At 41.4% G+C, this 13,881-nt stretch carries 14 protein-coding genes and 1 pseudogene; all 15 read right to left on the reverse strand.

The window, feature by feature from the left end; genetic code table 11:
- Positions 1–1,066 (reverse strand): annotated as a pseudogene (locus AB4232_RS19500) (hypothetical protein); the annotation flags it as partial.
- A gap of 26 nt (positions 1,067–1,092) precedes the next feature.
- Positions 1,093–2,097: a lipopolysaccharide assembly protein LapB gene (locus AB4232_RS19505; protein WP_012604665.1), complete on the reverse strand. Its 1,005-nt coding sequence runs from the start codon at positions 2,095–2,097 to the stop codon at positions 1,093–1,095.
- Entirely contained in the window at positions 2,094–3,065 is a 972-nt protein-coding gene (locus tag AB4232_RS19510; protein ID WP_017103881.1) for a type II secretion system F family protein, read from the reverse strand. The genes AB4232_RS19505 and AB4232_RS19510 overlap by 4 nt, the downstream gene beginning before the upstream one ends.
- 3 nt (positions 3,066–3,068) lie before the next feature.
- Positions 3,069–4,034 carry a type II secretion system F family protein gene (locus AB4232_RS19515; protein ID WP_372087801.1) on the reverse strand — a complete coding sequence of 322 codons (966 nt, stop codon included), beginning with the start codon at positions 4,032–4,034 and terminating at the stop codon, positions 3,069–3,071.
- Between the two features lie 9 nt (positions 4,035–4,043).
- Complete coding sequence (locus tag AB4232_RS19520; RefSeq protein ID WP_372087802.1) at positions 4,044–5,495, reverse strand: CpaF family protein; 1,452 nt, start codon at positions 5,493–5,495, stop codon at positions 4,044–4,046.
- A gap of 33 nt (positions 5,496–5,528) precedes the next feature.
- Positions 5,529–6,743 (reverse strand): AAA family ATPase, encoded by a 1,215-nt coding sequence (locus AB4232_RS19525; RefSeq protein ID WP_012604669.1) that lies wholly within the window; start codon positions 6,741–6,743, stop codon positions 5,529–5,531.
- A 24-nt stretch (positions 6,744–6,767) separates the two neighbouring features.
- The gene (locus tag AB4232_RS19530; protein WP_372087803.1) at positions 6,768–7,259 is read right to left on the reverse strand and encodes a TadE/TadG family type IV pilus assembly protein; all 492 of its coding nucleotides are present in this window, start codon (positions 7,257–7,259) and stop codon (positions 6,768–6,770) included.
- Entirely contained in the window at positions 7,259–7,687 is a 429-nt protein-coding gene (locus AB4232_RS19535) for a TadE/TadG family type IV pilus assembly protein (protein ID WP_102249118.1), read from the reverse strand. Before AB4232_RS19535 ends, AB4232_RS19530 begins: the two co-directional genes overlap by 1 nt.
- 2 nt (positions 7,688–7,689) lie before the next feature.
- Positions 7,690–8,958: a TadE/TadG family type IV pilus assembly protein gene (locus tag AB4232_RS19540; protein WP_102249119.1), complete on the reverse strand. Its 1,269-nt coding sequence runs from the start codon at positions 8,956–8,958 to the stop codon at positions 7,690–7,692.
- Positions 8,959–8,974: 16 nt separating this feature from the next.
- Positions 8,975–9,244 carry a hypothetical protein gene (locus tag AB4232_RS19545; RefSeq protein WP_029223092.1) on the reverse strand — a complete coding sequence of 90 codons (270 nt, stop codon included), beginning with the start codon at positions 9,242–9,244 and terminating at the stop codon, positions 8,975–8,977.
- Positions 9,234–10,688 (reverse strand): type II and III secretion system protein family protein, encoded by a 1,455-nt coding sequence (locus AB4232_RS19550; protein ID WP_012604674.1) that lies wholly within the window; start codon positions 10,686–10,688, stop codon positions 9,234–9,236. The genes AB4232_RS19545 and AB4232_RS19550 overlap by 11 nt, the downstream gene beginning before the upstream one ends.
- An 8-nt stretch (positions 10,689–10,696) precedes the next feature.
- Positions 10,697–11,446 carry a Flp pilus assembly protein CpaB gene (gene cpaB / locus AB4232_RS19555; protein WP_017099533.1) on the reverse strand — a complete coding sequence of 250 codons (750 nt, stop codon included), beginning with the start codon at positions 11,444–11,446 and terminating at the stop codon, positions 10,697–10,699.
- Entirely contained in the window at positions 11,439–12,788 is a 1,350-nt protein-coding gene (locus AB4232_RS19560) for an AAA family ATPase (protein WP_372087804.1), read from the reverse strand. The genes cpaB and AB4232_RS19560 overlap by 8 nt, the downstream gene beginning before the upstream one ends.
- A gap of 36 nt (positions 12,789–12,824) precedes the next feature.
- Positions 12,825–13,355, reverse strand: a complete 531-nt coding sequence (locus tag AB4232_RS19565; RefSeq protein ID WP_102249121.1) for a prepilin peptidase — start codon at positions 13,353–13,355, stop codon at positions 12,825–12,827.
- Between the two features lie 173 nt (positions 13,356–13,528).
- Positions 13,529–13,699: a Flp family type IVb pilin gene (locus AB4232_RS19570; RefSeq protein ID WP_012604678.1), complete on the reverse strand. Its 171-nt coding sequence runs from the start codon at positions 13,697–13,699 to the stop codon at positions 13,529–13,531.
- Between the last annotated feature and the right edge of the window lie 182 nt (positions 13,700–13,881).

The raw sequence follows: 13,881 nt of genomic DNA on the forward strand, positions 1-13,881 counted from the left end.
ATAATAATCCATTCTCACTTACATACTGAAAAATAGATTTAGCTTCAGAAACATGGTCAAGCCAATAAGTCTGAAGTATAGGTGGATAATCGACAAACAAAGCACTGGTAATATTTGGATATAACAAAACCACTGGAGTCACATATCCAACACCCAATATAAAAAACACAAACGAACGCAACCCAAAAGGCCAACTATCAAATTTAAACCAATTGTAATTATTAACAAAAACCCAACCAACAAAAAACAAAACCACAATAACAAATGACACTTCATCGTACTTAAAATCAAAGAACTCATTATAAGGTCTGTTTAATAAAACGGAGATAACAACTGAAACACAGCAGAACAGATATAGCCTTGATACATAAACAAACCAACTCTTGCTAACAAAAAAACAATACACAGTGTAGACGATAAAAAAACTCGCAAACAAAAGGATATTGTCTAACCCAGTCCATAACGACAATGCCAATAGAATAGATTGAGCATACACTCGCCATAATTGATTAATTTGACTTACAGTTATAGGTGTTAGAGATAGGAACAAGATAGCCAAAATAAGCTGAATATTATGGTGATCTATGGAGCCAGGAATAAAATGCATAACCGATGGGGAAAACAGAGCAAACATCATGCTCAAAAACCGATAGCGCTCTCCGAAGTAATGGTTACATAAATAGAAGCATGACAGTGAATAGAGGAGTAGATAAAGCAAAGGTACAATAGAAATAGACAGTGAATAAGCGGTACTTTCATCCACAACAAACAATAAAGGATACGCAATAACAGAAAGTATCAGATCGGGGAATCGGGACCAATGGATAACAATACCATCAGCGGCATTGAAATTATCCATTGGTTTTAGATACCAGCGCCCACTATTCATCCAATCTTGAAATTGAACAAAGCGCATGTAATCGTCATTATCATTTAAAACCAGTGTTGAGATACTCTCCCATTTATAGAAAAATATCGCAGTCGCACACAGCAGCCAAACAACAGAAATAATGATGATATCTTTATTAAAACTTTCACTCTTAGGCAAGATGAATATCCTTTTCATTAACCCAAAGATAATAATTTAAGTCGTTACTGCTCCATCTCTCTTACCTCAGATAACGCTCTATTTAAGTTGTCATTCGCCACTTTATAATAAGATGCTTTTTTATCGATAGCTTGTTGTAGATAGGGAATGGCTTCGTCAGGCTTACCCTGCAATATTAAAAAATAACCGACATTATTCAAAGCTTCAGGAGCTTCCATGTGTCTCATAAAAACGTTGGTTGCCTTTTTGATATCCCCGGCAGCCAAGTAAATAAGCGCAAGGTTGTTTTGAGCCTTTTCATTATTAGGTTCTATCTCTAAAGCCGAACGAGTGTATTGATACGCTTCCTTGTAATTGCCATACATGTAGTGGGAGTACCCCATATTCAACAAAGCTTTAACTGAACTTTTGTCTATTGTCAGTGATTTTTTAAAGTACTCTTGCGCTATCTGGTGTTTTCCATCGACATCTTCCAGCACACCTATCCCCATGAAAGCTAATTCGGGAGACATGCTATCAACCTTCAAACCAGCCACTTCACTTTGACTTAAGGCTTGGTAATTTGTAATCGTTTCACTACTTTTTAAACGCACTTGATCTGCATTAATCGCTTTAAAGAAATAACTCCGCCCTTCCTCTTTGCGACGCTGCTTTGTATACAAAACACCTAATTGCTCTAGGACTTCGGTATGTGCAGGGTTAAAATCTAATGCTGCTAAATAAGCTTTCTCGGATAGTGCATAGTTACCACGAGATGAATGAATTTGGCCTATCGTAAAAAGCGTTTTATCGTGAAACTCTTTCTCAGGAAAGGATAGAGAGCGAATATATTCATAAAGGGCCAAATCAATATTGTTATCCCTCAATGCTACATCACCACGCATAATGGCTTCTTTCTCACTCAGTGGAGGGTCATCACTGCTTAAGGTATCGATTGGTTTACCTGAATACAACTCTGCATCAAACTGGTTTGTCGGCTCATCCGAGGATGCACAACCAAGAATAACGAACACTAATAAAGCTAGAAAATATCTACTCACTCGTATCATAAACTTACTCCTGGTGCACCAAGTGCATCAATAACAATAATGATCCCAGGCCCTAACGCGACAATAAAAAAGCAAGGCCAAATAAACAACAGCATAGGGAACAACATTTTAGTCGGTATCTTGGCCGCGATTTCTTCAGCAGCTTGCTGACGCTTATCTCGAAAATCTACCGTATAATCACGAAGAGTCTGCGCTAAGCTCCCCCCCATTCTAGACGCATGAGAAAGCAAAGAAACCAACCCCTCTAATTCGACTAACCCCGTCCGGTCAATGAACTGCCTCAGCGCATCTGGCATGGTGACACCTGCTTGTATCTTGGCAAAAACAGTCTCCAATTCATCGGCTAACTCTGGCTGAGAAACATAAAGCTCAGAAGCAACTCGTCCAAGTGCTGCATTAAAGCCTAGACCAGATTCCGTACAAACTACAAGAAGATCAAGAGCATCTGGTACACCATTTCTAATTTTCTTCTGTCGCTCTTTTTGCAACTTGCTCAAGATAATATTCGGAGTGAAGGTCCCAAGAAAAACACAGGTCATGATCAATAAATTATTGTAGCTACCACCGAATGAGATGTAATAAACCATAAAGCCCGCGATGATACCGACCAAACTCGATAACACTTTCAATGCATAAAAAACCGATAACGCATTTTTTTCATGAAAGCCTGCATGCATCAACTTTTGTGAGTAGGTTTCATTATCCTTTTTATTACCTTTACTAATAAAAGGACTTAGTGATTCCAACGTATTAGAGAAATCATAAGGCTTTCTATTATTGGGTGAACCCGTTTCTGATATCTGTTTGAGCTTTTTATCTAAAGGGGAGCGTGCACCCAAAATAAGAAACCCTAGGGTCAATGTTAACAAGATGGTGGTAAGCAAAATCATTGCATAGATAACCATCTGAGAGCTGACTCCAAAGTCCGCTAACATTTGCTTCCAAACTTCAATGTTTAATAATTCCATAGGTTAAATCTCTATGCTGATGATTCGCTTAATCCATAGGGCTCCGATCGCTAAAAGTACAATACCAACACTGACCATTGAAACGCCGCGAGGGTCATTATAAAGCGGCTCAATATAATCTGGATTCGCCACTTTTAAAGCAAAAAACAAACCAAATGGGGATAAGGTTAATATCCATGCTGATAGCCGACTTTCAGCAGAAAGCGTTTTTATTTTCCTTTCTAACTTAAAGCGAGATCTGAGAACTTCGGATACTTTTTGAAGATTTTCGGAGAGGTTACCCCCTGTTTCTTTCTGCAACATTACCGCACTAGAAAAAGCTAACATTGATACGGTGGGGACACGCTCAGCCATCTGTAAAATAGCCAAACGTAAATCGTAACCATAGTTAAGTAGGTTATAGGTATTTTTAAACTCGGCACCGATAGGGTCAGGGAGTTCTTCACCAACCTCATTGAATGATTGAATTAGCGGCTGCCCAGCTTGTAATGCCCGTCGAATAATATCCAACGCTTCAGGGAGCTGCTCTTCAAATCGAGCCATTTGATAACTCACTCGATTTTGCACATACAGGTAAGCAACAACCCAGACAGCAATGAATGCCGTTAGGCTAATGAACCACTCTTGTTGAGTCATTATTGATATCAGAGTGAGCGACACACCGCATAGAGCAACAATGAGTAAAAAGCGACTTAGCGAAACTCTAATACCGGCTAACTCCAACATCCGTTTTAAGCCAGCAAAATAAGGGATAACGATGAGCTTGCGATCTAATGGGGATAAGTCTTTATTATAATGCTCTTTGAGTAGCGATAAGCTCTCTTCATCGATATTGCGTTGGGTCTCTTTCAAACGTCGAGAAAGCTCTTTATGCTTAGCTTTTTTCCCCGCCGCAGGCAATAACAAAGCTTGGGAGATAAAAAGCACCGCGATGAATAATAGGCCGAGTGAAACACTTACATTATCCATAATCTCTCCTTAACCATGAGTCTCAGTGAAGAGCTCGAAAGGCAGATCGAGTCCACGTTTAACTAACTGGTCATGATATTGAGGTACGACCCCCGTCGCAGTGAAATAGCCGATAATATTGCCATCTTCATCAATACCTTCACGTTGAAAACGGAAAATTTCCGACATGGTAATCACCTCCCCCTCCATGCCGTTGATCTCTTGAATGCTCACCATACGGCGCTTACCATCTTCTTGTCGCTCCATTTGAACAACAAGGTGGATAGCCGAAGCAATTTGGGCTCTTAAGTTTTTGGTTGAAATGTTCCAACCAGCCATAGAGAACATGTTTTCAACACGGCTTAAGGCATCTCGGGGGGTATTGGCGTGAATAGTTGCAAGAGACCCATCGTGACCAGTATTCATTGCCGCCAACATATCAACGGCTTCGCTACCACGCACCTCACCAACCACAATTCGGTCTGGTCGCATACGTAAGGTGTTTTTGACCAACTCTCTCTGACTAATCTCCCCTTTCCCTTCTAAGTTAGCAGGGCGGGTTTCTAGGCGAATAACATGGGGTTGTTGAAGTTGTAACTCTGCAGAGTCTTCTATAGTAATGATTCGTTGGTCTCGAGGGATGAAACCAGAAAAGATATTCAGTGTGGTTGTTTTCCCTGACCCCGTCCCTCCTGAAATCAAGATATTAAGTTCTCCTTTCACGGCAGCTTCGACAAACTTAGCCATTTGAGGCGAGACGGAGTCGTAGCTAATCAAGTTATCCATCGTCAAACGATCAACGGCAAAACGACGGATTGAAACGGAAGGACCATCAAGAGCCAAAGGAGGGATAATGGCGTTAACACGTGACCCATCAACTAAGCGCGCATCTACCATAGGTGATGCTTCATCTATCCGACGCCCTACCTGACTGACTATGCGGTCGATAATGTTTCTCAGATGACGGTCATCCAGAAAAGTGTATGGCGTTTTTTCGAGTTTACCCCTTCGCTCAACGTAAACACTTTTAGGGCCGTTGACTAATATATCGGAGACCGTTTGATCGGCTAATAGAGGCTCAAGCGGCCCTAGGCCAAAAACCTCGTCTTCTATCTGCTTGATCACCCGCTTACGCCCTTCGGCACTGAGTGCATGGCTCCCATCGTCAGCCATCAATTGTACGATGGCTTCATGTAGGTCAAGCTTAGCTCGCTCTTTTTCCAAGCTTGAAAGCAACCCTAAGTCTAACGTTTCAAGGAGCTGCTTATGGAAAAAGTGTTTAATTGATAGCTCTTGTTCGAGAACTTTCCGAGCCTCATCAATCGCCTTTTCTTTTTCTACATGAGCTTCTGCACTGCGAGAGTGGCTAGACACCTCAACGCTTGATAAACGTTCAACAGGATTGGCATCTTCTGAATCATGCGAAATCTGTTCTACTCTTTTTTCAAACTCTGGATTTACATTTTTTCGTTTAAAGAACATCACAATCCCTCGCGTTTACTTTTTATCAACCCATTATGAAAACAGCTTTTTCAGCCACCCTTTCTCTTCCTGCTCTGGTGGTGAAAGAATGTGTGACAAATCGATAATAGAGCGAGTAATAGAACTTTTCTTTCTCGACTGAACTAGCGGTTGCCCCAAGTTGGCACTCTCTAATGCAACTTTGAAATCATTAGGCATAAGGTGTATGTCATGCTTACCTACCGCCTGTTCAATATCTTTTAATTTAATTGAGTGTCGCTTTTCATAACGGTTCAGAATGACCTCAATAGAATCACTTTGTAAGCCATACTCAAATTTCAGAGACTTAATGAGTCGACTTGTGTTTTTGACTGACACTAGGCTTTGTTGCAAAACAAGAAGCACCTTTGTTGCTGGTGATATTGCGGATGCAAACACATGGTCTAATCCTCTAGAGAGGTCAATGATCACATATGGGTAAAAACGGCGTAATATAGGAAGCAATCGGCCTATTTTCTGTGCCTGTTCAAAGTCATCAGCATTGTTCTCATGCTTAAAGCTTAGAACATGTAAGCCCGATTCGTGCTTATTTACCAAAGTTCCCAACGATATTTCATCTAGGTCATTCGAACTATTGATCGCATCCGAAACACTATAAGTAGGAACAATATTTAAATAATCAGGAATCACACCAAATTGAAGGTCGATATCAAGTAACAAAACCTCACCGGGGTGCTGACTGGCCATCTCAATAGCGGTATTCAACGCCAAGGTGGTCGCCCCCATTCCCCCCTTGGTGTTTAAAAACAGAATAAACTCACCGTAGCTTGAGTTCTCAAGCTTTTCGGCCGCCGTTTTCTTGAGCAGTGGGAGCAAATCAGAAAGCGTCACGTTGTGAGATAAGAAATCAGAAGCCCCTAGACGCAGCGCGATTTTTAATGAGCCATTGTCACTTTCATCACCGAGTACAACTAAAGATAAATCTTGTTCTTCTAGCGATAGATCATAACCCTGTAGCTCAACCATTTTTTGAGCCCAGTTGCCATGTGCTTCAACAAAAATAAGTTCTGGAACATCGGCACTTTTTAAGTACTCCTCACTCATTGCTCCGAGAGAAAATGATGTCACATGCACATTTCGACATTTCTTCAGCTCTTGGCTCATATGTGAGAGAAAACCCTCAGTACTGTAGATCAACCAGACTTTTAGGTTTGTTCTCAAACGCGTAATATCGTTCTCATTAGGCGTGATTTTGATCGCTTCCCCCATACCGCTACTCCTGTATAAAATAACTTATGGACACCGATTCCGAGTTTCGGAGTCCGCCCTTACCACACCTAAACTTTCTGCAGGTAAGATGGTTTCAAATGAGGGAGCAGCCAAGTAACCACTCGTACCTAAAAAACTCAAATTATCAATTAATTGAATTCCGTACCCTGTCGCTCGTGCCCTTACAAATTTAATGCTACTAAAGACAGGATCCGTATCATAACCAGATGTAATTTCATTCCCATTCACATCTAAATATGCAACTTCCAAATTCGCCGCGGTAAAACCAACAAGAGGGAGATCAGCAACAACCATTCCCGCGATATTGTCCCTATCAGCAACGTAGCAAACCGTGGCTAACCTTGCTGCCTTTCTGGTCGCTTCACTGACCATTTGAAGCGAAAATATGTAAGCACCCAGCGCTAAAATAAGGAAGACCAAGAGAAAGACTAGCCAAGACACTATGGTAAATTCGATAATAGCGATGCCTTTAATACGCCCTTTGTACCGTTTCATCACAACACCCTCATTATCGAAGAGACACTAATCGGAATAGAAAAGCTCGCCGAAGAAAACGGGATCGACACAAAGTGAGGAATATAATTGTAGGTCACACTCACACGTACATAGCTATCTGTATTCGGTGGGCTAATTGTCACGTCAGAAACAACTAAATTCGACAATATCGCCGTTCCAGCTGTATTTTGACCATAAACCACCACATTCTGTATTTCTGACGACGGAGCCAGCGTTCCACCTTGGGTTCCATAGACTTCACTAACCGCATAGCGGGCGCCATTTTGAACGGATTTAGATATCACATTGTAGTGAATCATCATATTGCCCAGTTCAAGCACTAATATAAGGAAAAACAGCAATACTGGAGTCGCGATTACCATCTCGATAGCAGCAAAGCCACGATTAGATTTAATTAAAGGTTTCATAATCAAGACTCCCCACTATCAGGATCCTTATACAAAACTATCTTATAAGTTCCTTCCGTTGTTGATTCTGTACTACCTGAACCACCAACCACACTACAGGAGTGAATGAACTCACCAAAGACGGCTGGTGTACCTGAGTTATTAGTTGGTGCTTTTTGCAACAAGAAAAAACAACCAATTTTATTCACAGTAAAGTCAGTGGCACCGCCACTTTTACCTGTGCAATCCACCATAGGTATCGGTAAAATACGACGCCAAGCGACACCATTTGCTGCGCACCCTGAACCATTACTTGCTATACATGCGTTGGTATCAGCTTCATATTGCGCATAGGTATAAGTACCATCAAAATCGATATCCCCTGTACTTGCATCAATCGTAATCTCATCGCTAGGCTCTGTAGTTACGTAGTCAGAAGGGTAATCAGATGCCGTTAAGCCACCACCATAATCGCCAAAACGAGTATTCAAGCCATCGCCTGTTGGGCCAACCGTGCCGCCAGGTTTGGTCGTGATATCTTCACCAATTTTAACGGGTTGGTCATAACTACCACCTAACCCCTCTTTTATAGCCTTACCACCAGACCCAAAGTCTAATAAATGATAATTACCGTTACCCATTTCAGATAAGCTACTGTCACCCACCTTCAATGCATGGACAGTCCCGACTTCATAACCAAACACGCTCGTTATTGCATCGCCAGTAACGTCATGATATCCATCTTCAGGATCGACGTCGTTGTCCGAAGTTCCGTCACCAATGCAAACCCCAATAGGCACAACGTTATTGACAACCTCTTGCCCGGAGCTTGGCCCAGCGACGGCACTTGCTGAAACCTCTTTTACTAGTCCAAACATTTGAATAAAGAACTCATCCATATCCAACGAATCTACTCGAACGCGTACATATACATCATCGTCATCACCGAAGGTGGCTGTTCCAGTAAAATCCTGAGGATCGTTAGAGTAATCAATGTTTATGGAAGCGGTGGTAAAATCAATCTCATGATTCCCTGTTGACGCTGCCATTGCATTTAACGCAGTGCCTATTTCAGCATCCACCGCATCTTTGTCTTTACTATTGTCCAGTATGGTTGCTGCAGCTAACGCCGCTGAATCTACGGCATTTTGTAAGCGTGTTTTATTAACCAGCATATGGTTAACATCTACAGCCAACGCTGACACAGCTAAGAAAACAAGCAGAGCAGCGGTAACTAATACGACAACTAAGCCTTGCTGTTTTCTGGGACTTTTTGATACTCGATACAACATATGAGTACCTCCAGATTTAGTTAAATTCTTCTAAGATCTGGCTACTACTTCCAGACAGTTCGTTTTCACCTCTGCCTACATATCTATCGTAACCAGTCTGCATCCGCTCCCCTGTACCATCCGGTACCACGAGTAAATTCTCTTGGGTCGCATTAGGGTTATACGTTTGTTCTGTTTTTACGAGTGCTACCGAATGCCCTAAACGAGCATCATTAGCACAGCCAACTAACACCATTACGAGAAAGACCATCATTATTCTAATCATATCTATCTCCTTATAAATCATGTCCAAATGAGCCTTCGCTACCACCATCTGTTGGTGATATTCCCTGTGAAGCTTGAGATTGCTCTGAATCCGATTCAGACGGTTCAGCGATATAAGCGCTTCGACCTAATAAGTAATATTCCAGATCATTCGGATCAACAAAGGCGTCTGTTGGTAACGTTACTTTACTTCGGTCAATAGGACTCGCAAGTCGAGGGGTGACAAGAATGACAAGTTCTGTTTCACCAGATACATACTCTTGACTATTAAAGAGTTGCCCTAAGATGGGGACATCACCAATACCCGGCATTTTGTTACTCACATCCCTAACATTCTCGCTGAGCAACCCAGCAATACCAATAGTTTGTCCGTCGGCTAGCTCAAGCGTCGATGACGCGCTTCGACGAGTAATTGGTGGGATAAAGTAGGTCGCATTGGTTGTTCCTGGGTCAATCGTTAACGAGCTGCTATTGGCAATTTCACTCACATCAACAGCCAAGTTTAGATTGATCTTTTTATCACTCAGAACCGTTGGGATAAATTTCAATCCAACTCCATACTCTTTATATTCAATCGTAATGCCATCTTCATCTGGCACAGGGATAGGGAATTCACCACCCGCTAAAAACTCAGCTTTGGAGCCACTTAATGCCGTTAAGTTAGGCTCAGCTAATACTTTCGCCACACCATTCTGTTTGGCTACATCCAGGGCGAATGTAAACAGGGTATTACTATCAATAAACGAGCCTAAAATGCCGTAATCAGTAGAGGTTGGAATATCAAAGATTGGCGTAGCCCCTAGAACACCAGCAGGAACTGACGACGCCCCCCAAGAAATATTCGATCCGCTCGTTTGGAAGAAGTGAAAGTTTGCATCAAATTTTCTCACCAAGCTTCTTTGAACCTCGGCAACCGTCACTTCCAACATAACTTGTTGAGCACCGCCAATAGACATCAAGTTGATAACACCTGTCGCTGCAGCTTGCTCGCTACCACTTTCCTTCGATTCATCAGCTGTTTCACCCGAAGAGTAGGTTTCTGCTATTCGCATCGCTACATTCATTTGTTGCTGATTACTCACCTGCCCACTCAGCAGCAAGCGATTCTGAGCACTGTGCACCTCAATAGTTTCATCAGGAAGAAACTCATATAACTTCGCTTTTAAGCTATTAAGATCATGAGTGACTTCGATGTTGATCGATTCAATCAGCTGGCCACGGGAGTCCCACGCCATTAGGTTAGTAGCACCTAATTTTTTTCCGATTAAAAACAGCTCGCTCGATTTCAACATCACAATATCAAGTACATCAGGATCACCAAGCGACACTTTGCTCGCTTTCCCTGACAACACCACATGTGTTGATTTGTGATGAGGAACCGTTACCGTTTTACCCGTTTGTAGAGCAGCAAAGCTCAGTGTAGAGAAACAAACAAAGCTCAAAATACACGTTATTATTATTTTCATAACTCACCTCAATCCTTGACGCGAACACTAGATGCTTGAGTACCTTTAATGATCGTCACACTCGGCTTAGGTACGTATCGACGAACAACCTTTTTCTCAACTTCATGAGGGTTTCTCAGTGTCAGTTGAATACTGCCTTTACTCTTCGCTGTTAAAAGTTTTTCAGCATCTTTAGGTGAAACCTCTAATGTCACAGCTCGTACGATAATAGGACTGTTTTCATTCGTTTTTGCCGTTTGGTCTACTGCCAATACCTTGATATCTTTCAACACGGTACGAGTTGCTGCTGAGTTTTTGCTGTAAGAAACAGTGCTAAGTATGTCAACTTTATTACCTGGTAATAGAAAACCAGCCACACCAATAACGTCATCCACTCGTATTGTTACCGCACGTTTATTCTCAGGTATTAATGCAGCAAGCGTTGAGCCTTCTCCTGGAATAGTAAAACGCATTTTATGAAGCACTTCTCCAGCATAAATAGTATTGGCCACCACTTTGCCAACCAATTCAGAAGCATCGGAAAAATTATTTTCATTAATCCAATCAACTTCCATCAACTTTGTCGCTAAGAACTGCTCCTCAATAATGGTTCCAGCTTCAATTTCTTGTGATGCCACCACGACTGGATGACGCTCCACAGTTTCAACTTCAACGGTTGGTTGAACTTGATCTTCCATCCACTGCTTAGCAAAAAATACAGCCGCTAAGCCAAATACTACGGACAGTAAAAACAGTAGGAAAACTTGACTCTTATTCATTATTTTCTTCCTCGTGTCCATCAGAGGTAAAATAGACTTCCCATGCCATGGAAAGAATATCGAAGGTAATAACAGGCGGGAGTTGTTCAAACGAAAGAATATCTTTGCTTATACCAACGAGATCTTTCGGTAAACATGGGAAAAGTGGCACCTTAAGAAGCGTGTGCATTTGAGACAAACGCTCAAAGAATCCATCTTGAAGCTCTACCTCTCTATCAGCAACGACGCTCATCCATAAAGCTTCATAGTCTCGTTGGTTAAGTGGCTTGAATTCAATCTTGTAACCTAAACGACGCAAAAAGGCAGGGTCGCTTATTTTCTTGGGATTTAGATTGGTAGAGAAGGCAAGCGTTAATACAAATGGCATCGTTATCTGCTGACCATTAGGCAGCGACAAATAATCGAATGAGTACTCCATCGGTACTATCCAACGGTTAAGAAGCGCATCCACAGGCATGGGCTGACGACCAAGGTCATCAATGATAAAAATACCATTGTTTGCCATCATTTGAACTGGAGCTAACCAGACTCGACTATTCTCTGAGTGATTGACTTCAAGCATATCCATCGTCAGTTCTCCCCCAACCTGGATATTGGGTCTTTCACAATTAAGCCAACGCTTGTCGTACTGATCTTTGAGGGAAATACTTTGATCGCTGCCGTTACTATCCAACGGTTTATGATGTTGCGCCGAAAACACCTTGATAATGTTACCCAGAGCATAGACAGCATAAGGGATAAATACAGAGGTATGTAAAGCATTCACAATACGGCTCGCGACAAATGTTTTACCCGTTCCTGCATGTCCATACAACAACAAAGCACGTCCCGAATTGATTGCTGGCCCAAGTACTGAAATCATTTTTTCGACACCATATACATCATTCAGTGCCGCCTCGACATGTGGCCGAGTTACTAACTCAGCTCTCAAGTCTTGTTGTTTTACCACCTCATTATATTGGGTAAGCGAAACCGGTGCGGGGCCTAAATAGGCATCACGCTTGAAAGCAAGATCCGCTTCTTCAAGCCCTTTTTCTGATAGTGAATAACGAACATGACTATGTGACACAGATGAGAGGGAAATATCAGAAGTAGGCTGAAATACCTCGATTAATGACTTCTTTCTTAAAACGGCTAAAGCACTTTCCACGATATGAGTCACAACACATAAATAATTAGAAAGCTCTAAAACATCCGATTTTGGGTAAGCTGACAAATGCTTAAGTACGAGATTTTCAATAACGACTTCAGGAACACCCAACATATCAAGAGATGTAGGGACGATTGGGGCTGAAATTTGTGGCTTCAAGGTTGTTGGAGCAGTACGCCCTATAATATCCATATATTATGTCTCCCACAAAGCTAACCAACAACCGATTTAAGTAAAGTAGCTATACATCGCTAACCCTATAACAACAGAAGGAGCAAAAGGCATCGTTACTTTATTTGAATACCGAGTATGTAAATTAGCTGTTTTATCAATGACTGGTGCAGCTCCACCAAGCACAATTATCTTATTTTCAAAATAGCTTTTAATACTAAAACAGCTCGAGTTGGAGAGGTTGTATAGCAGGTAGAAAACCCCAACAACTCCAGAAGAAACCAAGATAAAGTACGATGCATCGAGTAATTGTCCCCACCCCAAATACATTCCTACAACACCTAATAACTTCACATCCCCTGCAGACATTGCTCTTAAAAAATAGAATAGCAATCCAAAACAAAAGAATACGACCGACCCAAATAAAGACATTAAGAAACTATCAAAGGTGTAACTGCTGTTGAACATTGATAAAAAATAGAAAAACAAAAAAAGAATCAATATTTTGTTTGGTATACGATGTTTCTCAACATCGTATACCGATACAGCAATTAGCAATGCCCAAAAAACAGAAGGCTCATTAATCATAATTTCAATTCATACGCTCGATATAATACTTTGAAATTTACTCACTAATGTCGTAGCCATTCCAGAGAAAATTAGCCCGACAAAAATTATGAGCGAGGCAGCACCAATGACATACTCAATAGTCGTTAACCCCTTTTGCTTTCTCACTCTCCGAGCAACCATGGCAGTAATCATTAAATACTGTTAATGATGTTATTAAGCTTAGCGGATAGGGCTGCCCCAAAACCAGTAAATATAGTGGTCAAGCCTAATACCAGTAACGCTGCACCAATTACATACTCGATAACAGTCAACCCTTCTTCATCTTTCATGAATTCTTTACAATTATTCAAAAACTTATCCATGAGAACCTCTCCTTGATTTACGTATCAGGCTTTGTTTGCCTGTAAAGTAAATCTAGAGGTGAGAGATATATTTGGTTAGGATTTTTTTGCCATTTACTTGCACTTTTTTGTGGTACTTCTAATCTAAATATAAAGCTTCATTAATTAGCTACTTTTAGACTAAAAGAGAATATGAAATGTAT

Origin of the sequence: Vibrio sp. 10N.286.46.A8 (assembly GCF_041470165.1) — a bacterium.
GTDB lineage: Bacteria > Pseudomonadota > Gammaproteobacteria > Enterobacterales > Vibrionaceae > Vibrio > Vibrio tasmaniensis_A.